18 protein-coding genes are annotated in these 18,501 nt (G+C 67.2%); 9 read left to right on the top strand and 9 right to left on the bottom strand.

Translation table 11 applies throughout. From position 1 onward, the window contains the following. Positions 1-70 precede the first annotated feature (70 nt). The 6 genes from ACFVUS_RS14890 (at position 71) to ACFVUS_RS14865 (ending at position 6,310) form a co-directional block, all read left to right on the top strand. Complete coding sequence (locus tag ACFVUS_RS14890; protein WP_387765249.1) at positions 71-631, top strand: FKBP-type peptidyl-prolyl cis-trans isomerase; 561 nt, start codon at positions 71-73, stop codon at positions 629-631. Positions 632-802: 171 nt separating this feature from the next. Continuing rightward, positions 803-2,197 (top strand): trigger factor, encoded by a 1,395-nt coding sequence (gene tig / locus ACFVUS_RS14885; protein WP_387765247.1) that lies wholly within the window; start codon positions 803-805, stop codon positions 2,195-2,197. A gap of 152 nt (positions 2,198-2,349) precedes the next feature. Next, positions 2,350-2,931 carry an ATP-dependent Clp protease proteolytic subunit gene (locus ACFVUS_RS14880; protein ID WP_364629492.1) on the top strand — a complete coding sequence of 194 codons (582 nt, stop codon included), beginning with the start codon at positions 2,350-2,352 and terminating at the stop codon, positions 2,929-2,931. A 33-nt stretch (positions 2,932-2,964) separates the two neighbouring features. Further along, entirely contained in the window at positions 2,965-3,642 is a 678-nt protein-coding gene (locus ACFVUS_RS14875; RefSeq protein ID WP_364629495.1) for an ATP-dependent Clp protease proteolytic subunit, read from the top strand. A gap of 267 nt (positions 3,643-3,909) precedes the next feature. After that, the gene (gene clpX / locus ACFVUS_RS14870) at positions 3,910-5,190 is read left to right on the top strand and encodes an ATP-dependent Clp protease ATP-binding subunit ClpX (protein WP_364629498.1); all 1,281 of its coding nucleotides are present in this window, start codon (positions 3,910-3,912) and stop codon (positions 5,188-5,190) included. A gap of 205 nt (positions 5,191-5,395) precedes the next feature. Continuing rightward, positions 5,396-6,310, top strand: coding sequence for a DUF389 domain-containing protein (locus ACFVUS_RS14865; RefSeq protein WP_387765244.1), 915 nt, complete (start codon positions 5,396-5,398; stop codon positions 6,308-6,310). A 43-nt stretch (positions 6,311-6,353) separates the two neighbouring features. On the opposite strand, the gene ACFVUS_RS14860 is transcribed toward ACFVUS_RS14865, so the two are convergent. From ACFVUS_RS14860 to ACFVUS_RS14820, 9 genes are all read right to left on the bottom strand, one after another. After that, positions 6,354-7,736 (bottom strand): ATP-binding protein, encoded by a 1,383-nt coding sequence (locus ACFVUS_RS14860; protein WP_387765242.1) that lies wholly within the window; start codon positions 7,734-7,736, stop codon positions 6,354-6,356. 75 nt (positions 7,737-7,811) lie between these two features. Next, positions 7,812-8,381: a carboxymuconolactone decarboxylase family protein gene (locus tag ACFVUS_RS14855; RefSeq protein ID WP_387765240.1), complete on the bottom strand. Its 570-nt coding sequence runs from the start codon at positions 8,379-8,381 to the stop codon at positions 7,812-7,814. 25 nt (positions 8,382-8,406) lie between these two features. After that, the gene (locus ACFVUS_RS14850) at positions 8,407-8,634 is read right to left on the bottom strand and encodes a hypothetical protein (protein ID WP_387765238.1); all 228 of its coding nucleotides are present in this window, start codon (positions 8,632-8,634) and stop codon (positions 8,407-8,409) included. A 6-nt stretch (positions 8,635-8,640) separates the two neighbouring features. Next, positions 8,641-9,192, bottom strand: a complete 552-nt coding sequence (locus ACFVUS_RS14845) for a hypothetical protein (protein WP_387765236.1) — start codon at positions 9,190-9,192, stop codon at positions 8,641-8,643. An 82-nt stretch (positions 9,193-9,274) separates the two neighbouring features. Next, positions 9,275-9,649, bottom strand: a complete 375-nt coding sequence (locus tag ACFVUS_RS14840) for a nuclear transport factor 2 family protein (RefSeq protein WP_387765235.1) — start codon at positions 9,647-9,649, stop codon at positions 9,275-9,277. A gap of 100 nt (positions 9,650-9,749) precedes the next feature. Continuing rightward, complete coding sequence (gene fdhD / locus ACFVUS_RS14835) at positions 9,750-10,562, bottom strand: formate dehydrogenase accessory sulfurtransferase FdhD (RefSeq protein WP_387765233.1); 813 nt, start codon at positions 10,560-10,562, stop codon at positions 9,750-9,752. A gap of 6 nt (positions 10,563-10,568) precedes the next feature. After that, positions 10,569-12,869, bottom strand: a complete 2,301-nt coding sequence (locus tag ACFVUS_RS14830; protein WP_387765231.1) for an FdhF/YdeP family oxidoreductase — start codon at positions 12,867-12,869, stop codon at positions 10,569-10,571. A gap of 433 nt (positions 12,870-13,302) precedes the next feature. Next, the gene (locus ACFVUS_RS14825; RefSeq protein ID WP_387765229.1) at positions 13,303-13,560 is read right to left on the bottom strand and encodes a hypothetical protein; all 258 of its coding nucleotides are present in this window, start codon (positions 13,558-13,560) and stop codon (positions 13,303-13,305) included. A gap of 33 nt (positions 13,561-13,593) precedes the next feature. Continuing rightward, the gene (locus ACFVUS_RS14820) at positions 13,594-13,827 is read right to left on the bottom strand and encodes a hypothetical protein (RefSeq protein ID WP_387765227.1); all 234 of its coding nucleotides are present in this window, start codon (positions 13,825-13,827) and stop codon (positions 13,594-13,596) included. A gap of 31 nt (positions 13,828-13,858) precedes the next feature. Here ACFVUS_RS14820 and ACFVUS_RS14815 point away from each other — a divergent pair, with 31 nt between their 5' ends. The 3 genes from ACFVUS_RS14815 to ACFVUS_RS14805 are packed head-to-tail and all read left to right on the top strand — an operon-like array spanning position 13,859 to position 18,368. Next, complete coding sequence (locus tag ACFVUS_RS14815) at positions 13,859-14,461, top strand: hypothetical protein (RefSeq protein WP_387765225.1); 603 nt, start codon at positions 13,859-13,861, stop codon at positions 14,459-14,461. After that, positions 14,458-16,026: a hypothetical protein gene (locus ACFVUS_RS14810; RefSeq protein ID WP_387765223.1), complete on the top strand. Its 1,569-nt coding sequence runs from the start codon at positions 14,458-14,460 to the stop codon at positions 16,024-16,026. The genes ACFVUS_RS14815 and ACFVUS_RS14810 overlap by 4 nt, the downstream gene beginning before the upstream one ends. Further along, positions 16,023-18,368 (top strand): protein kinase, encoded by a 2,346-nt coding sequence (locus ACFVUS_RS14805; RefSeq protein WP_387765221.1) that lies wholly within the window; start codon positions 16,023-16,025, stop codon positions 18,366-18,368. The genes ACFVUS_RS14810 and ACFVUS_RS14805 overlap by 4 nt, the downstream gene beginning before the upstream one ends. Positions 18,369-18,501: the final 133 nt, after the last annotated feature.

Here is an 18,501-nt window from a genome sequence, read left to right as displayed (position 1 = left end):
GACAACCGTGTAGTTTCGGCCCGGTGCCGCACGCCGTGCGGCGTCGGGTGACTTGGTGCGAGGAGCGGGAATGCGCGTGGCGGGCAAAGCCGGTGTGATCGGCGCGGTGGCGGCGGCGGTGCTGTTGGTGGCGGGCTGCGGCAGCGGCGATGACACCAAGGCGGCCGCGACGACCACGGCCAAGGCCACCACTTCGGCCGCGGCGCAGACCAGTTCGAAGGGTCGCGAGTGCACCGCCGACGACATCAAGGTCGACGGCGGCTTCGGCACCGCCCCGACCATCACCATTCCGGACAGCTGCGATCCGCCCAAGACGCTGATCACCAAGGACCTCACCCCGGGCAGCGGTCCGGGCGCGCAGTCCGGTCAGAAGCTGACCATGAACTACACCCTGCTCACCTGGTCCGATAAGAAGAAGCTGGACAGCTCCTTCGATCGCGGCGAGCCGTTCGCGCTCACGCTGGGTGCGGGCGAGGTCATCAAGGGCTGGGATCAGGGCCTGGTCGGTGTGCAGCAGGGCGCGCGCCGCCTGCTCATCGTGCCGCCGGACCTGGGTTACGGTGCGGGCGGACGCGGTATGAAGCCGTACGAGACGCTGGTCTTCGTGACCGACGCCGTCAAGGTCGGTTAGCCGACCGCAGGCCGTCCACCAGGGGGTAGTGACGGCCGCAACGCCGTACCCGCGCGGTACGGCGAGCTTTGCCATGACCGGTTATCAGGCCGCATCGACCGTCGACTAACCTGGTCGGGATGCCTGTGGGGGGAATGAACATCATTCCACGAACGAACAAGGAGCATGTCCGTGAAGAGCACCGTCGAGCAGCTGAGCCCGACCCGGGTCCGGATTAACGTCGAGGTGCCCTTCGAGGAGCTGAAGCCGGATTTCGACAAGGCATACAAGGCGCTCGCAGGGCAGATCCGTATCCCCGGCTTCCGTCCGGGCAAGGCGCCCGCGAAGCTGATCGAGGCCCGCGTCGGCCGCGGCGCCGTGCTGGAGCAGGTCGTCAATGACGTCCTCCCCAAGCGCTACAGCGATGCCGTGATCGCCACCGAGGTCAAGGTCATCGGCCAGCCGGAGATCGAGATCACCAAGATCGAGGACGGCGAAGAGCTGGCGTTCACCGCCGAGGTCGACGTCCGCCCGGAGATCACCCTCCCCGACTTCTCCGCGATCGCCGTCACGGTTGATCCGATCGAGGTCGAAGACAAGGACATCGAGGAGCAGCTCACCTCGCTGCGTCAGCGCTTCGGCACCCTGACCGCGGTCGAGCGCGAGATCGCCGACGGCGACTTCGTCTCCATCGACCTGTCCGCCACCGTCGACGGCGCCGAGGTCGAAGAGGCCTCCACCACCGGTCTTTCGCACGAGGTCGGCTCCGGCCAGCTCATCGAGGGCCTCGACGAGACCCTGATCGGCCTGAAGGCGAGCGAGTCCAAGGACTTCACCTCCAAGCTGGTCGCCGGCGAGCACGCGGGCAAGGAAGCCGTCATCACCGTGACCGTGCAGTCGGTCAAGGAGCGCGAGCTGCCCGAGGCCGATGACGAGTTCGCCCAGCTGGCAAGCGAATTCGACACCATCGACGAGCTGAAGACCGACCTCAAGGGCCGTGTCGAGCGCTCCAAGAAGGTCGAGCAGGCCGGCGCCATCCGCGACAAGGTGCTCGAGAACCTGCTCGAGACCGTCGAGATCCCGCTGCCCGAGAAGGTCGTCCAGGCCGAGATCGACGCCGTGCTGCACGACGCCGTACACGGCTTCGACCACGACGAGGCCAAGCTGGCCGAGGCGCTCGAGGCGCAGGGCTCCTCCCGCGAGGAGTTCGACAAGGACACCAAGGAGTCGGCCGAGAAGTCGGTCAAGACCCAGCTGCTCCTGGACGCCGTCGCCGAGGCGGAGAACACCCAGGTCGGCCAGGACGAGCTGTACGAGCGGATCATCTTCCAGGCGCAGCGCTACGGCATGTCGCCCGATCAGTTCATCCAGCAGATCCAGCAGGCCGGTCAGCTGGGCGCGGTCTTCGCCGATGTGCGCCGCGGTAAGGCCCTCGCCGGTGTGGTGGTTCAGGCCACCGTCACCGATACCGCGGGCAATGCCGTGGACACCGCGGAAATGTTCGGCAACCCGGCCGAAGAGGCCGAAGAGGTTTCCGCCGAGGAGCTCGCCGAGGTCGCCGATGCCACCGAGGCCGAGGCCAAGTAAGTTTGCGCTGTGAGCGAAGCAGGGCGGTACCGGGAGTTCGGTGCCGCCCTGCTTCGTTAGTGTCTGTGTCAGCGAATCAGTAGGTGGCTTGGTGGGACCGAGCCGGTGAGAGAGGGCAGGTATCCGTGACAATCAATCAGGCAGGGGTGCAGATGACATCCGCGACTGCTGGTCTGAACCTCAGTGATTCGGTGTACGAGCGGCTGCTGCGCGAGCGCATCATCTTCCTGGGCAGCCAGGTCGACGATGACATCGCGAACAAGCTGTGCGCTCAGATCCTGTTGCTGTCGGCCGAGGATCCGGAAAAGGACATCTCGCTCTACATCAACTCGCCGGGTGGTTCGGTGACCGCGGGTATGGCCATCTACGACACCATGCAGTTCGCCGAATGCGATATCCGCACGGTCGGTATGGGTTTGGCCGCCTCCATGGGTCAGTTCCTGCTCGCCGCGGGCGCCAAGGGCAAGCGTTTCGCGCTGCCGCACTCGCGGATCATGATGCACCAGCCGTCCGCCGGCATCGGTGGTTCGGCCTCCGATATCGCCATCCAGGCCGAGCAGTTCGCCTACACCAAGCGCGAATTGAATCAGCTGCAGGCGCTGCACACCGGCAAGTCCGTGGAGCAGGTCACCGAGGACGCCGACCGCGACCGCTGGTTCACCCCGACGGAAGCGCTCGAATACGGCTTCATCGACCAGGTGATCACGCACGCGCGCCAGGCCAACGGCGCTTAATCACCGCCCACCACACAGACTTTGGAGACGCATATGTCGAGTACGTTCGACCCGCGGTCCGCGGGCATCACCTTCGCGGCGGCCGGTGCCTCGCTGCCGCAGGCGCGGTACATCCTGCCCCAGTTCACCGAGCAGACCACCTACGGCGTCAAGACCTCCGACCCGTACAACAAGCTGTTCGAGGAGCGAATCATCTTCCTGGGCAACCAGGTCGACGACATCTCCGCGAATGACATCATGGCGCAGCTGCTGGTGCTGGAGTCGCAGGATCCGGATCGCGACATCACCATGTACATCAACTCGCCCGGTGGCTCGTTCACCGCGCTGATGGCCATCTACGACACCATGCAGTACGTGCGCGCCGATGTCGTGACCGTGTGCCTGGGTCAGGCCGCCTCGGCCGCCGCCGTGCTGCTGGCCGCAGGCGCCCCCGGCAAGCGCGCCGCGCTGCCGAACGCCCGCGTGCTGATCCACCAGCCGTCCACCTCGGGCGGTATCCAGGGTCAGGTCTCGGATCTGGAGATCCAGGCCGCCGAGATCGAGCGCATGCGCCGTCTCATGGAGACCACGCTGGCTCGGCACACCGGTAAGGACGCGGACACCATCCGCAAGGACACCGATCGCGACAAGATTCTCACCGCCGAAGAGGCGAAGGAGTACGGAATCGTCGACACGGTGTTCCAGTACCGCAAGCTCAGCGCACAGAAGTAAGGCGGGTGGGTGGCGGGGCAGGTGCGTCTCCGCCACCCGGACAGGGGTGAGTCCACGCACATGTCCGATGAGAAACGTGCCCAAGTTGTCGACCTCGGTCGCGGATAACGGGTACGGTCACTCTAGGGACCTTTGCTCGTGGTTGTCGGCACCCGCCGCACCGGCCGTACCCGCAATCGCCGGGGGCGGCATACGCTTTATAGGTGGCACTTCGCCGGCAGCCGGGATAGATGGTTGCACGCGGACAAGGAAGTAGGGACCCAGGAGATGGCGCGCATCGGTGATGGCGGCGATCTGCTCAAGTGCTCTTTCTGTGGGAAGAGTCAGAAGCAGGTCAAGAAGCTCATTGCGGGACCAGGGGTGTACATCTGCGACGAGTGCATCGATCTGTGCAACGAGATCATCGAGGAGGAGCTCGCTGAAAGCAGCGAGGTCAAACTCGATGAGCTGCCGAAGCCCGCGGAAATCCGCGACTTCCTCGAGCAGTACGTGATCGGGCAGGACGCCGCGAAGAGAACCCTGGCTGTCGCTGTGTACAACCACTACAAGCGAATTCAGGCCGGCGATAAGGGCCGCGACTCCCGAGGCGAATCGGTCGAGTTGATGAAGTCCAATATCCTCATGCTCGGCCCGACCGGCTGCGGTAAGACCTATCTGGCGCAGACGCTGGCCAAGATGCTGAACGTGCCGTTCGCCATCGCCGATGCCACCGCGCTCACCGAGGCCGGTTATGTCGGTGAGGATGTCGAGAACATCCTGCTGAAGCTGATCCAGGCCGCGGATTACGACGTCAAGCGCGCCGAGACCGGCATCATCTACATCGACGAGGTCGACAAGATCGCCCGCAAGTCGGAGAACCCGTCCATCACCCGTGATGTTTCCGGTGAGGGCGTACAGCAGGCGCTGCTGAAGATTCTCGAGGGCACCCAGGCCTCGGTGCCGCCGCAGGGCGGTCGCAAGCATCCGCATCAGGAATTCATCCAGATCGACACCACCAACGTGCTTTTCATCGTCGCCGGTGCGTTCGCGGGTCTGGAGCGGATCGTGCAGGATCGAGTTGGTAAGCGCGGCATCGGTTTCGGCGCCGAGGTGCGCTCGAAGTCCGAGATCGACACCGCCGATCACTTCGCCGAGGTGATGCCCGAGGATCTGATCAAGTTCGGTCTGATCCCCGAGTTCATCGGCCGCCTGCCGATCGTCGCCTCGGTCACCAACCTGGACAAGGAATCTCTCGTCCGCATTCTGGCCCAGCCGAAGAACGCACTGGTCAAGCAGTACGTGCGCCTCTTCGAAATGGACGGCGTCGACCTGGAATTCACCCAGGACGCGCTGGAAGCCGTTGCGGATCAGGCGATCCTGCGCGGTACCGGCGCCCGTGGCCTGCGCGCCATCATGGAGGAAGTCCTGCTTCCGGTCATGTACGACATCCCCAGCCGCGACGATGTCGCCAAGGTCGTCGTCAACGCCGACACCGTGAACGACAATGTGCTGCCGACCATCGTGCCGCGCAAGCGTCAGTCCCCGGAACGCCGCGAGAAGTCGGCGTAAGCCCCACAATCCGCAGCCGGCCCCGCGAGAACTCGTTTCTCGCGGGGCCGTTTTGTGTCCGCGGCACCGAATGGCGATTCCGCGATTCCCGCGACCGCTGTGCCACGATCACTGAGTGCTGAGGCGCACCCGCGGTGACTGCGGGTGGCGATCGGCAGGCCCGGTCCACGCGGGGGGTGACGTCGGCTGCGAAGGAGGCGATTCGATGCTGCATCTGCGAGTGATCTGCCCGGCCGGCCGAACCGATCGAGTGCTGGATGTGCTCGCGGACGAATCCGCGGTCACCAATGTGAGCGTGCTGCGCGGCGCGGCGGTCGAGCCCGCGGGTGATCTGATCGAGGCGGACGTCTCGCGGGCCGTCGCGGACGAGCTGATCGCTGCGCTGCGGACGCTGGATCTGGTTGAGCTGGGCGCGATTACGCTCGATGCGACGGGGACGGTGCTCTCAGCCGCCGCGGCGCGGGCGGAACGGGCCGCACCGGGCCGTGCGGACGAGTCGGTGGTGTGGGAGCAGATTCGCAATCAGGTGCATCGGGCGTCGGAGCTGACCCCGACCTTCTTCGCCTTCCTGACCATCGCGTTCCTGCTGTCTGCCGTGGGCGTCACCACGGCGTCACCGCTGACCCTGGTCGGTGCGATGGTCGTCGGTCCCGAATTCCAGCCTCTCGCAGCGCTTTCGGTCGGCATGGTGCGCCGTGATCGGCAGCTGGTCCGGCGCTCGCTCGGCACGCTGGCGCTCTCCTTCCCGGCGGCCATGCTGGTCACGGGCGCGGCGACGCTGCTGTGGATCCGCCTCGGCTGGATCGGGGTGGGTGATGTGGAGAACGCGCGCAACTTCGACTTCATCTACGAGGTCGGCCCGTTCTCACTGGTCGTGGCGCTGCTGGCGGGGGCAGCGGGCATGCTGGCGCTGGTGACCTCGACCTCGGCGGTGCTGGTGGGCGTGTTCATCTCGGTGACCACGGTCCCCGCCGCCGGTTTGGCCGTGGTGGCGGCCATCGCGGGCAAATGGCACGTCGCCGGGAGTTCGATCGCCCAGCTCGCGATCAATTTGACCGGCATCGTGCTGGCGGGGGTGGCGGTGCTGCTGTTGCGTCCGCGTGCCACCCGGCGTGGGTGAGATCGCGGGCTGCTCATGCACGCCGTGGATCTACTGAGCCAGCTCAGCGCAGCGGCACCCGCACATCGCTGCCGCCCTCGCGGGTCAGGCGGGTGCGGACCTTGACCAGCGCGGGGGCGGGGGCGAAGCCGCCCGCGAAGAGAGCTTCGCCCTGGCGGAACCAGGGGGAGCGTTCCAGCAGGGCGGTGGGGGCGTAGCCGAAGTAGGTGCCGAGTTCGGCGAGGTCCGCGGGGGAGGTCATTTTCATGAGGGCGAGATTGTCGCACTGGGACAGGATGCCCGGGTGGACCTTGGCGGGGCGCTGGGTCGAGAGCAGTAGCCAGAGGCCGAATTTCCGGCCCTCGGCGGCGATTTGGAGCAGACGTTCGCGTACCGCGACGGCAATGGGCGAATCCAGGTGCGGGGAGGCCAGATTGTGCGCCTCGTCGATGACCAGCAGCACCGGGCGGCGTTCCTCGCGGCGCTCCCACAGGTCGTCCAGCAGGGCCAGCGCGACCACCAATTGTTGTTCGGGCGTGGAGAAACCGCCGAGATCGAGCACGGTGACATCGGGGCGGGTATCGACGATCTCGGTGACCGGCGCGTCCTTACCGGCCCAGACCTCCCAGTCCAGCAGGCCCAGATTCTCCACGCGCTGGCCCAGGCGGCGCAGTACCGGATTATCCGAGGCCAGCATGGGCGGCAGGATATCGAAGAGCTCACCGGATTCGATGACCGTGCGCAGGTGGATGAGTTCGTTGAACTCCTCGCGATCGGCGATCGGATCTATGTGCAGGATGGCGGCTTTCGAGGCGAGCGGCAGTCCGAGGAAGGCGGCGCGCAACCGCGATCCGGGCCTGGCATTCGGGCGCAGCACTCGAATATCGCGCTGCCGCAACGCATCCGCGGTGCGACCGGTCGCTTCCGGAACCAGTTCGCCGAGCCGGATGAAATCGGAGTTCGGATCGAAGATCACCACCGGGAGCGCGGTGTGCGCGATGAGCTGTTCGAGGACGACCCCGAGCGCGTACGTCTTGCCCGATCCGCTCTGCCCGCACCAGAAGGTGTGCCGGTTGAAGCGCTGCGGCAGCAACCGGGCCGGTCCGCCGGGTTGGGTGAGGTTGACGCCCACCTCGAGCACCGCGCCGGTGGTGTCGTGCAGCGCCTGCACGGTGCGCGAATCGGCCGCCTCGACCGATCCGTGCTCGAAGGCGTGACTGGCCCGGGTATTGATGCCGTCCTCGTCGAGTTCGCCGACGAGTCGCCCGCGCAGTCGCACCGGGGTGGTTTCGGATCGCTCCTCCACCAGCGCGAGTTGCCTTCGGCCGCTGCCACCGACGATCACGATGAGCGATCCGGCGACGAAAGCGCTGCCCGCCGCGTCTCCGACAATGAATGAGCGGCCGTCATCGGAGCGAGCGGACAGCGGAGTGGGATCGGCCGGCATGCTCCGATCCTTACATAGCAGCAAATCTATGGCTATCGATATCGGCGCGGTGCGGGTGCGCCGCGCCGATATCGATCAGGCCCAGGGCACCCGGCAGGAATCCCGGCTGAAGCCCTGATCGGTGATGCCGAGCGCGTGATAGGCGCGGGCGCGGGAGTTCTCCAACGCGATCTGATAGGTCAGCTCCATCACGCCCTTGGGGCCGAAACGCTCCTGGAGATCGGCGACCTGCTCATCGGTGACGGTCGGCGGGGTCGCGGTCACCGCATCGGCGTAGGCGATGGCCGCGCGTTCGTCCTCGCTGTAGGCCGGGTTGGTCCGGAAGTCCTCGATATGACGGAGCTTGTCGATATCGAGGTCGTCCAGGCGCATGAGCATGGTGCCGAAATCCACGCACCAGGAGCAGCCGACCGTACGCGCCACCTGATAGACCGCGATCTCGCGGATATTCGCCGGGAGCACCGTACTGGCGCGTTCGACCAATCCCTCGTGGATGGAGGCGGCCAGGAACAGCCGGGGATGATTGGCGGAAACGGTGAATGGTTCCGGGACCTCGCCGAAGCGGCGCTTCATGTACCAGTACAGGATTCGGGTCAGCGGTCCGGCCTGCTTCGGGCCGACGACGGGGATGCGGGTGACGCCCATGGTGGTCTCCTTCGATCCGCGGGTGCTATCCCTTGGACGAGAGACCGCCGTCGAACGTGACGCTCAGCGGGCTGTGAACCAGCTCACTCCACCCCGAATACCGGTCGATATGTATGGAATCGGTGACGATCGACGAATCGATCGCGCCCGGCCCGGGAATCGCCGTTGACTCCCCGTGGTTCGCCATTGAACCTTTATCCCTTTGCTTGAAAATCGGCGCTCGCTCTTCACCTGTTACGACGATGCGAGGCACCGAAATTCATCGCGGCGGGCGCGATCCCGACCGGTTGCGACGCGGGAATTTCAGGGTGAACGGCGCGGGCTCGGGAATCGGGCGGCGCTCACGCGGGGCGACCAGAATGCAGGCCAGACCGAGGGCGGGCAGCACGATGGCGGCGATCACGCTGAGCGTGAAGCTGGTCGTGCCCATCTCATCGGGCCGGTGAAAGGTGTGATAGATCAGGTGCGGGACGCCGAAGACCAGCCAGCCGAGTCCGGCGGCGCGCGCCAGCAGGCTGTCCATGAACCACAGCGCGGCGCAGGTGACCGCGGCCGCGCCCAGGAAGAACGCGCCGACATCGGAGGCCAGGTGATGGTTGTACGGGCCGTCCACGGCTATCCAGCGCATCCCGAAACCGGGGAAGCTGGTGTACCAGGAGTGCGGCGCGAATACCGCCCAGGCGCCCACGATCAGCCCCTGTAGCGCCAAAATTCCGAGCATGATCTGCAATGCCAGCCAGCGCCGCCGGTTGATTTCCAGGCGCATGCGCACCCGGATGCCGTTCTCGCTGCCGTGCAAGGAGATTCGCATCGGCCCTCCCGTTCCGTTGCCGAATCATTCAGTGCTGACACCGTAATTCGGCAATCGGAAGGGGGCAAGCGGCCGGTGGTGACTAGGCGGGGCCCATGGCCATATTGTCCGGTCCCCAGTACGCGCGCATGAGGACGATCTTGCCCTCATCGTCGAATTCCATGATGTCGATGGGGGACAGGGTCATCCGCTGATCGCCGAAACCGCCCACCAGCGTGAACGATACGGCGGCGTGCTTGCCCGCGACCTTGATATCGAGCAGTTCGGTGGTCTTGTTCTGCATATGTTCGAGCGCGGCGTACATCTCGCGAATGGACTCGTGGCCCTTGCGCGGTTCGCTGCCGACCGGATCCTCCACCACGGCATCGGCGGCGTACAGCTGCACGATGTCGTCGGTCGGCCCGCTGGCCACCAATTTCACATACTGCTCGACCACATCGCGAACCTGCGCTGCCATGGCATCTCCCATAAGAATTGAAACGTGTTCTAAGTCGGAGAGTAGCAGCCGACCGGGCTCACACGCCCCTGTCAGCCCCACTCTGTGGAACTCGTCCGGATCAGACGGCGATGCGGCGGGTGGCGGTGTAGACGTTCATGGATTCGCCGCGCAGGAAGCCGACCAGCGTCAGATCCGATTCGGCGGCCAGATCCACCGCGAGCGAGCTCGGGGCGGAGACCGCGCCGAGCAGCGGGATGCCCGCCATGACGGCCTTCTGCACCAATTCGAAGGAAGCGCGGCCGGAGACCATCAGCATGAGATCGTGTGCGGGAATGCGGTTTTCGCGCACCGCCCAGCCGATCACCTTGTCCACCGCGTTGTGTCGGCCCACATCCTCGCGCACCACCAGCGCTTCACCGTCCAGGGTGAACAGGCCCGCGCCGTGCAGGCCGCCGGTGGCATCGAAAAGTACCTGGCGGGAACGGAGTTCGGTGGGCAACGTGGCCAGCACGCTCGGCTTGACCTCGATGCCGTCGGCCGGGATGGGATGCCGGGTCAGGGTGCGCACCTCGTCCAGCGCTGTCTTACCGCAGAGACCGCAGGCGCTGTTGGTGAGGAAATTGCGCGGGCGCACCTCGACCGGCCGGCGGAACTGCACGTCGAGCACGTTGTAGGTGTTCTGGCCGTTCTCATCGGTTCCGGCGCAGTAGCGGGCGGTGACGATGTCCTCGGCGGTGGCGATGATGCCCTCGCTGAACAGGAAACCGTGGATCAGATCGATATCCGCGCCGGGGGTGCGCATGGTGACGGTCAAAGACTCACCACCGGTGCGGATTTCGAGCGGCTCCTCCACCGCGAGGGTGTCGGGCCGGTCGATGACACCGGTCGGGGAGATGCGCAGGGTGCGGCGGCGGGCGGTTACTCGGCTCACGACGTCCTAGGTCCTATGGATATGGCGCTCGAAGCGGACGGTGACGGCCTTGGAGACGGGGGTGTTCGACCGGCGCGCGACATGGTCGAGCGCGACCAGCGGATTGGTCTCCGGATAGTAGGCGGCGGCATTACCGCGCGGGGTGGCGTAACCGACCAGGCGGAAGCCCTCCACCCGGCGTTCGCTGCCATCGGTCCATTCGGAGATCACGTCCACCAGATCGTCCTCGGCGAAACCCAATTCGGCGATGTCCTCGGGATGCACCAGCACCACGCGGCGGCCATTGTGGATGCCGCGATAGCGATCGTCCAGACCGTAGATGGTGGTGTTGTACTGATCGTGACTGCGCAGGGTTTGCAGGATCAGGCGACCCTCGGGGACCGGCAGCCAGTGCAGTTCGTTCACCGCGAAGTTGGCCTTACCGGTGGTGGTGCGGAATTCGCGGGCGTCGCGCGGCGGGTGTGGGAGCTGGAAACCGTTGCGGCCCCGCACTTTCGCGTTGTAATCGGTGCATCCGGGCACCACCTCGGCGATGGCGTCGCGGATCCGGTCGTAATCGCCGCGCAGCTGCGCCCAGGGCACCGAATGCTCGGGACCGAACAGCGCCTGCCCGAGTTCACAGACGATCGCGACCTCACTGCGCAACTCGGCGCTGACGGGCTTCAGGCGGCCGGTGGACAGATGCACCATGGACATCGAGTCCTCCACCGAAACCTGTTGGCGCGCACCGCCCTGCACGTCTTCATCGGTGCGGCCCAGGGTGGGCAGAATGAGCGCGGTGCGCCCGTGCACCACGTGACTGCGGTTGAGCTTGGTCGAGACCTGCACGGTCAGTGCGCAATTGCGCAGCGCGGCCTCGGTGACCGCGGTATCGGGGGTGGCGGACACGAAATTGCCGCCCATGCCGAAGAACACCTTGCCGCGCCCGTCCCGCATGGCGCGAATGGAATCGACGGTGTCCCAGCCATGTTCGCGCGGGCTGGTGATACCGAACTCGCGATCCAGTGCGTCCAGGAAGGCGTCCGGCATCTTCTCCCAGATGCCCATGGTGCGATCGCCCTGCACATTGGAATGGCCGCGCACCGGGCACACGCCCGCACCGGGTTTACCGATCATGCCGCGCATGAGCAGCAGATTGGTCGCCTCCTCGATGGTGGCGACGCCGTGCACCTGCTGCGTCAAACCCATTGCCCAGCAGATGATCACGGCCTTGGACTCGGCCAGCAGGGCGGCGGTGCGATCGAGGTCGGCGCGGGTCAGCCCGGTGGCCTCCTCGACCACACCGAGATCGACCGCGCGCGCCTGCTTCTCGTATTCGGCGAAACCCGCGGTGTGCGCGTTCACGAATTCGTGGTCGACCACGGTGCCGGGCCTGCGATCCTCGGCCTCGAACAGCAGTTTGCCCAGGCCCTGGAACAGCGCCATATCGCCGCCGAGGCGGATCTGCAGGAAATCGTCGGCAATGGTGATGCCGGAGGTGAAACCCTTGACGGTCTGCGGATCGCGGAAGCCGATCAACCCGGTCTCGGGCAGCGGATTGACCGCGATCACCTTGGCGCCGTGCGCCTTTGCCTCACCGAGCGCGGACAGCATGCGCGGATGATTGGTGCCCGGATTCTGCCCGGCCACGATAATGAGATCGGCCGCCTTGAAATCGTCGATCGTCACCGAACCCTTGCCGATGCCGATCGAGGAGGTCAGCGCCGCGCCGGAGGATTCGTGGCACATATTCGAGCAGTCCGGCAGATTGTTGGTGCCGAAACTGCGCACCAGCAGCTGATACAGGAACGCGGTCTCGTTCGCGGTGCGCCCGGAGGTGTAGAAGACCGCCTCATCGGGGGAGTCCAGGCCGCGCAGCTCATCGGCGACGATTCGGTAGGCGTCATCCCAGGCGATGGGGGAGTAGTGCGTATCGCCGGGGCGCAGCACCATCGGATGGGTGATGCGGCCCTGCTGGCCGAGCCAGTAACCGGATTTGCCGTCCAGGTCCGCGATGGAGTGCGCGGCGAAGAATTCGGGGGTGACGGTGCGCAGCGTGGCCTCTTCGGCGACGGCCTTGGCCCCGTTCTCGCAGAATTCCGCGGGGCGGCGGGTGCCGGTCGGTTCCGGCCAGGCGCACCCGGGGCAATCGAAGCCGTGCCGCTGATTCACCCGGGTCAGGGTGCGGGCGGTGCGGATCACGCCCATTTCCTCGACGGCGCGCTCCAGGGCCACCGTCACGGCCTTCACGCCCGCCGCCTCGGTTTTCGGCGGGGTGACGGTCAGCGCGGCCTCATCGATGTCATTTTTCGGCGCGGCACGATGCATAACGGCCATTCTCCTCTTGCGCGGACCGGGGGTACCGAAGTGGTCCTATGAATCCTAGGCCCGTGAACATTCCGCGGCTCGCCCGCGATATACCGAGCACGGAAACACGCGCGCGACGGGGGGCGCTGGGCCGTACCATCTAACCAGCGAGGTTGCGCGGGATGGACATATCGGTAGTATTCGGTCCGCGTGCCGGCGAACAGCACCGGCGTGCGAAACATCCACGCGGCGTACGGAATTCGGGCCGCATCCTGGGGCTTCTCGCGGCTTTCTGTGCATTGCTCGCCATGACGTTCGCCGCCGGTATCGGTGCGGCAGAACCGATTCTCGCGCCCGCGCAACCCGTCGGCGCACTCTCCGCCGATCGCCTGCCCGTCAATACTCCTCCGGCCCTGCTGGATTCGCCCGGCACCACCACACCCGCGCCACCCGGCTACAACGGCTGCACCACCTCGGACTGCACCGGCACCCACGACGGCAACCCGCAGCCCGAATACTGTCCCGACGGTTCGGTCAAACCGCGCAGCGGCAAATGCCCCGCCACACAACCCGAATACTGCCCGGACGGTTCGGTGAAACCCGCCAGCGGCAAGTGCGCACCCGTCATCGAGTACTGCCCCGACGGCTCGGTGAAACCGTCGAGCGGCAGCTGCCAGAAACCGGTCGAGTACTGCCCGGACGGTTCGGTCAAGCCCGCCAGCGGTAAATGCGCGCCGGTGGTGGATTATTGCCCGGATGGTTCGGTGAAGCCGTCGAGCGGTAGCTGTCCGAAGCCGGTGGAGTACTGCCCCGACGGATCGGTGAAGCCCGCGAGCGGGGTGTGTCCGTCGACGACACCGCCGCAGAAGTGCCCGGATGGTTCGGTGAAGCCTTCGAATGGGGTGTGTCCGTCGACGACGCCGCCGGAGAAATGCCCGGACGGATCGGTGAAACCCGCGAGCGGGGTGTGTACGACCACGCAGCCGCCCGAGACGTGTCCCGATGGGTCGGTGAAACCGGCCGACGGCAAATGTGCGACGGGCGGCGGGAATCCCAATCCGAATCCGGGTGGCGGAAATCCGAATCCCGGTGGCGGGACGCCGAATCCGGTGATCACGACGCCGCCGCCCACCACGAATCCGCCGGAGAATCCGGGCGGGAACGTTGTGCCGCAACCGGATCCGGCCACGCAGTCGCCGAATCCGGAGACGCCCAAGCCCGCCGGATCCAATGATGTGTTCCCGGCCAATTCCGGGCTGTCGCTGAACCCGGTCGCGGTCTCCCCGGGTGCGACGGTGACGGTGACCGGGCGCGGGTGTGATGCCAACGCGAACGTGAAACTCTCCATCGGCGGTGCGAGTGCGGGTGATGCGCGGGCGCGCGCCGACGGCGGGTTCGACGCCACGCTGCCCACGGGCGCAACCGATATCGGCCAGCATCAGGTGACCGCGGAATGCGGTCCCAAACTCGCGGCCGATCTGGACGTCGTCCTGGTCAGCCAGGTGGGCGGCGATGCCGGTACCGCCACCGTACTGCTGTTCTTCCTGCTCATCGGCGGCTGGTTCTTCGGCCATCGCCTGGTATCCCATCTGCCCGCCCGGAGGCCCAGATGACCATCCGCCGCCGCGGCCGTGCCCTCGCGGCACTGGCTGTATTCCTCAGTGCCGCAACGATATTCCTCGGCGCGGTCCCCTTGCTGGATGCGGCGTCGGCCGCGGCGGCGGGCGGGGTGCGCGCCAATGCCAGCATCGAGGGCCGCGCCATCGCGGGCGCGGATGCCCGCAATCCGGTGCGCCTGGACCCGAGCAAGGTCAGTCAGGTGACGGTCGAGGTGGTCAACGGCACCTCGAATCCCGTCACCGTGCGCCGCGTCGATCTGGCCGGGCACATCCTCGGCCTGAACTTCTTCTCCTACTCCACCTCGGTCGAATTGACCGTCGCGGCGAACAAATCCGGCAAGCTCACCTACCGTCTCGACCCCGCCGGACTCGACGGCCAGGCCACCGGCCTGATCGGTGCGGACCTCACCCTGATCGGCGCCGACGGCAAACCCCTGACCAGCACGCACACCGTCGTGGACGTACGCGGCTCCCTGGTCTCGGTCTACGGCCTCTTCGGCATCATCCTGGCCGTCCTCACCCTGCTCGCCATCGCGGATGCCGCCTTGACCGTTGCCAGACACCGCCTTTCGGCCAACCGCTGGCAGCGCGGCCTGCGCCTGCTGGCCCCCGGCATCGGCATCGGCCTGATGATCGGCTTCACCGCCTCGGTGGCCCGCTGGTGGGTGCCCGGTACCGCCCTCTGGCTCTCCCTCGCGGGCGTCACCGCCACCCTCTTCTTCCTGGCAGGCTACCTCTCACCCACCCCTCAAACCCCCAGCGATCTCGACCTCGACGCCGAAGACCTGGCCGCCGCAAGAGAACTCGACGCCCACGGATACCCGGCAGGCTCCTCCGACCTGGCCCCCGCCGGTGCGGTCGGCCCCGGCCCGGGCGGTGTGGTCGGATCCGTACCGGGTGGCGGAGTCGCCCACAACCCAGGCGGTGCACGGGGTTTCAACTCCGGCAGTTCGCCCATCCCACGCTCGAACACCTATCAGCCCGGCCGCACACCCAGCCGCCCGATGCCGATAGTCGGCATGCGGCCACCGCACCCCTCCGGCGAAATCCCCAGGCCCACGGGCGCTCCCGACCTCCCCGCCACCGCCATACCGGGTTCCCCCGCATTCCGTGCCGCGCCCGCACCGCAGACAACGGGCCGAGGCCCCGCCGGCACCCCGATCCTCACCCCCGACGAACTCGAGACCCTCGGCTATCCGGCGGGCAGCGTACGCGGCCGCCAGTCGACCGCACCTCCCGCCGGAAGGCCGCCCGCCCCAAAGGTTTCCGGCCCCGAGACGCCAACCGCGCCCAAAGACGGTGCCAAGCCCGACCTGAGGAAGCCGGAACGGCACCCGGCAGCGCGATCCGCACCCGCCGCGTCAGCGAAAGCCGCTCCGAACCCGTCGGAACCGGCGGAAACGATGGTGTCCCCGGGTCCGGAAAGCCAGGCAGTTGAAGCCGAGACGATCGGGCGGGAGCCGGCGGCGCGGAAGCCGGTGCCCGCCGGTGAGGATGAGCCGACCATTCGGAATGGGCCGGGGGAGTGGCGGTTTCGGCCGGGAGGGGCGGGGCGATGAGCGTACGGGATTTGAATCAGGGGGATATCGAGCGGGTGCGGGTCGCGCTGCCCGGATACGTGGTGGAAGGGCAGGTGGGGCGGGGCGGATGCGGGGTGGTGCTGGCCGGGACGCATCGGGGGTTGCGGCGGCGGGTGGCCATCAAGCAGATTCCGCCGCAGTTCGCCGATGACGCGCAGGTGCGGCGGCGGTTCGTGGCCGAGGCGCGGGTGATGGCGGCGCTGGATCATCCGCATGTGGTGCCGGTGTACGACTACATCGAACATGAGGACATGTGCCTGCTGGTGCTGGAGTATCTGCCCGGCGGCACCGTCGAAAGTCGTTTCATGACGGCGGGATTCGAGGCAACGGCGGCGGTCGCGGTGGCGCTGTCCTGTGCCGCCGGGCTGGATGCGGCGCATCGCAATGGGATTCTGCATCGCGATGTGAAGCCGTCCAATCTGATGTTCTCCGCCAATGGCACACTCAAACTCACCGATTTCGGTATCGCCAAGATCGTCGGTGGCGAGGACACCCTGGTGACCCGGGCCGGTGAGATCATCGGCACCCCCTCCTACATCGCGCCCGAACAGGTGCGCGGCCAGCAACTCTCGCCCTCCACCGACGTGTACGCGCTGGCCACCATGCTCTACCAACTGCTGTCCGGCACCCTGCCCTTCCCGCCCGGCCAGGACGCCATGGCCATGCTCTTCGCCCACGCCTACGGCGAACCCGTGCCCCTGGATTCTGTCGCCCCCACCGTCCCCCAGCCCATCGCCGAGGTCGTCATGCGCGGCCTGGCCCCCGACCCGGACGAACGCTTCGACACCGCCGAATCCTTCGGCATCGCCCTGGCCGAACCCGCCGCCCACTGCTGGGGCACGAATTGGCTGACCCCCGTGGGCATTCCATTGATCGGCGCGGACACCATAGTCGCCGCCGCCACCGGCACCCCGCGCGCCTACACACCCCCGCCCTTCCCCGTCGATCCCTATCCTTCCGGCGGCCGCGATCGCACCCCGAACTCCACGGGCTTCGGGCGCGGTCCCGAGTACACGCCGCGCCCGCCCGTCCACCCCGGCGACGACGTAACCCGGAATTCTCCACAGCCATCGGAAACCCCGGCCCCCCATGAAGTTCGCCCAGGCTCCGGACGCGGCTTCCGCCCCACCCCGAATCCCTCCGAAGGCTTCGACTCCGGCCCGCGAACCCCGCCTTCGGGCAATCGGGAGGATCCCACTGTCCGTGCGGGACAACCGTTCCCGGGGACCGGGCCGTCTCCCACCCGGGTGGGCGGGCCGTTCGATCCGACACTGGGGGCCGGACAGTCGCGGCACCCGCATGATGGAACACGGGGCGATTCGGTCCCGCCCATGCCTTTCGGCGGTGATTCCGGTGCCGGTACCGGCGGATCGTCGGGAGGACCGCGCGGGCGGAATGGACCACGGGCCGGGCAGACCGGGGGGAACCTGCCTCGGGTGCGGCCGCCGGATCGGGCTCGGGCCGTAGCGGCGGCGGGGTGGGTCAGTGGGCCGCTGGTGCGGGTGCGGCCGCTGGAACCCATACGGCACAACGGGGTTCGGCTGGTCGATGTGGATCGCAAGGATCTGGTGCCGGTGCAGCGGGTGGTGACGCTGCGATCACCGCGGCTGCCGTTCGCCGCGGCCGCGGTGCTGGGCGGTGCGGTGGTCGCGGCCGCGGTGCTGGGGATCGGGACGGGGGCGGCACGGGAGGTTCCGGCCGGAGCCGTCCGCGTCGCGGGGGTGGATCCGGCTGCGGTGAGCCGGGTGGATGTGGATCTGTCCAAACCGGTTCCCGTCACGCTCAACGGGGTTGACGCCGATTCGGTGCGGCTCTCGCTGAAGGTGTTGGGTGTGACGGTCGGTGGTACGGCGGCCGATATGAGCCCGGGCACCGAGGTCGAGGTCTCCCCACCGGTGAATCCGTATGTGCTCGCCGGCAATCAGACCGCCGAATTGACGTTGTTCCGCAATGGATCCCAGGTCCAGGCCTACGAATTCGGCATGCGTTCCACGCAGCGCGCCACCACGACCGCCGCCGCCATCGGCACCCTGCTGCTGATCCTGTTCGCCGCCGCCTACGCCGAATCGAACGCTCGCACCCTGCGCCGCGGCAGTTCCCGTATTGCCGCCGCCATCGGCCTGTCCCTCAGCACGGCCGTTCTCGGCATAGCGGCGGTCGGTGCGGCCTGGGTACTGCTGGGCCGCGAACCTACCTTCGCGACCGTAATCGTCTGTGCCGCAGTGGGAGCCGCCGCCGGAGCCGCCCTGGCAACTGGTTGCCGCCGAGTCGGCAAACGCTTCCGCTACATCCGAGTCCTGCGCATGCGCGAGCGCGCCTAGCCGGCGCGGATGCCGCGGTGGTGGATCCCGGCCACAACCCCGCCGGGATGACGGAGCCGGTCGGATCGGCGGCGGGATGACGGGGCAGGTCGGATTAGCGGCGGGATGACAGGGCAGGTCGGATCGGCGGCGG

Source organism: Nocardia sp. NPDC058058, assembly GCF_042885355.1.
In the GTDB taxonomy this organism is placed as follows: Bacteria; Actinomycetota; Actinomycetes; order Mycobacteriales; family Mycobacteriaceae; genus Nocardia.
Note: the sequence above shows the minus strand (reverse complement) of the source record. Positions and strands in the feature narration are given on the sequence as shown.

Bases quoted from the DNA above. Each gene is read 5' to 3' on its own strand.
- ACFVUS_RS14840 (WP_387765235.1), bottom strand. From the start codon at position 9,649: ATGGCAGCGCAGGTTCGCGATGTGGTCGAGCAGTATGTGAAATTGGTG.
- ACFVUS_RS14880 (WP_364629492.1), top strand. From the start codon at position 2,350: ATGACATCCGCGACTGCTGGTCTGAACCTCAGTGATTCGGTGTACGAG.
- clpX (WP_364629498.1), top strand. From the start codon at position 3,910: ATGGCGCGCATCGGTGATGGCGGCGATCTGCTCAAGTGCTCTTTCTGT.
- ACFVUS_RS14830 (WP_387765231.1), bottom strand. From the start codon at position 12,869: ATGCATCGTGCCGCGCCGAAAAATGACATCGATGAGGCCGCGCTGACC.
- ACFVUS_RS14875 (WP_364629495.1), top strand. From the start codon at position 2,965: ATGTCGAGTACGTTCGACCCGCGGTCCGCGGGCATCACCTTCGCGGCG.
- ACFVUS_RS14805 (WP_387765221.1), top strand. From the start codon at position 16,023: ATGAGCGTACGGGATTTGAATCAGGGGGATATCGAGCGGGTGCGGGTC.
- ACFVUS_RS14860 (WP_387765242.1), bottom strand. From the start codon at position 7,736: ATGCCGGCCGATCCCACTCCGCTGTCCGCTCGCTCCGATGACGGCCGC.
- ACFVUS_RS14845 (WP_387765236.1), bottom strand. From the start codon at position 9,192: ATGCGAATCTCCTTGCACGGCAGCGAGAACGGCATCCGGGTGCGCATG.
- ACFVUS_RS14810 (WP_387765223.1), top strand. From the start codon at position 14,458: ATGACCATCCGCCGCCGCGGCCGTGCCCTCGCGGCACTGGCTGTATTC.
- ACFVUS_RS14865 (WP_387765244.1), top strand. From the start codon at position 5,396: ATGCTGCATCTGCGAGTGATCTGCCCGGCCGGCCGAACCGATCGAGTG.
- ACFVUS_RS14890 (WP_387765249.1), top strand. From the start codon at position 71: ATGCGCGTGGCGGGCAAAGCCGGTGTGATCGGCGCGGTGGCGGCGGCG.
- ACFVUS_RS14855 (WP_387765240.1), bottom strand. From the start codon at position 8,381: ATGGGCGTCACCCGCATCCCCGTCGTCGGCCCGAAGCAGGCCGGACCG.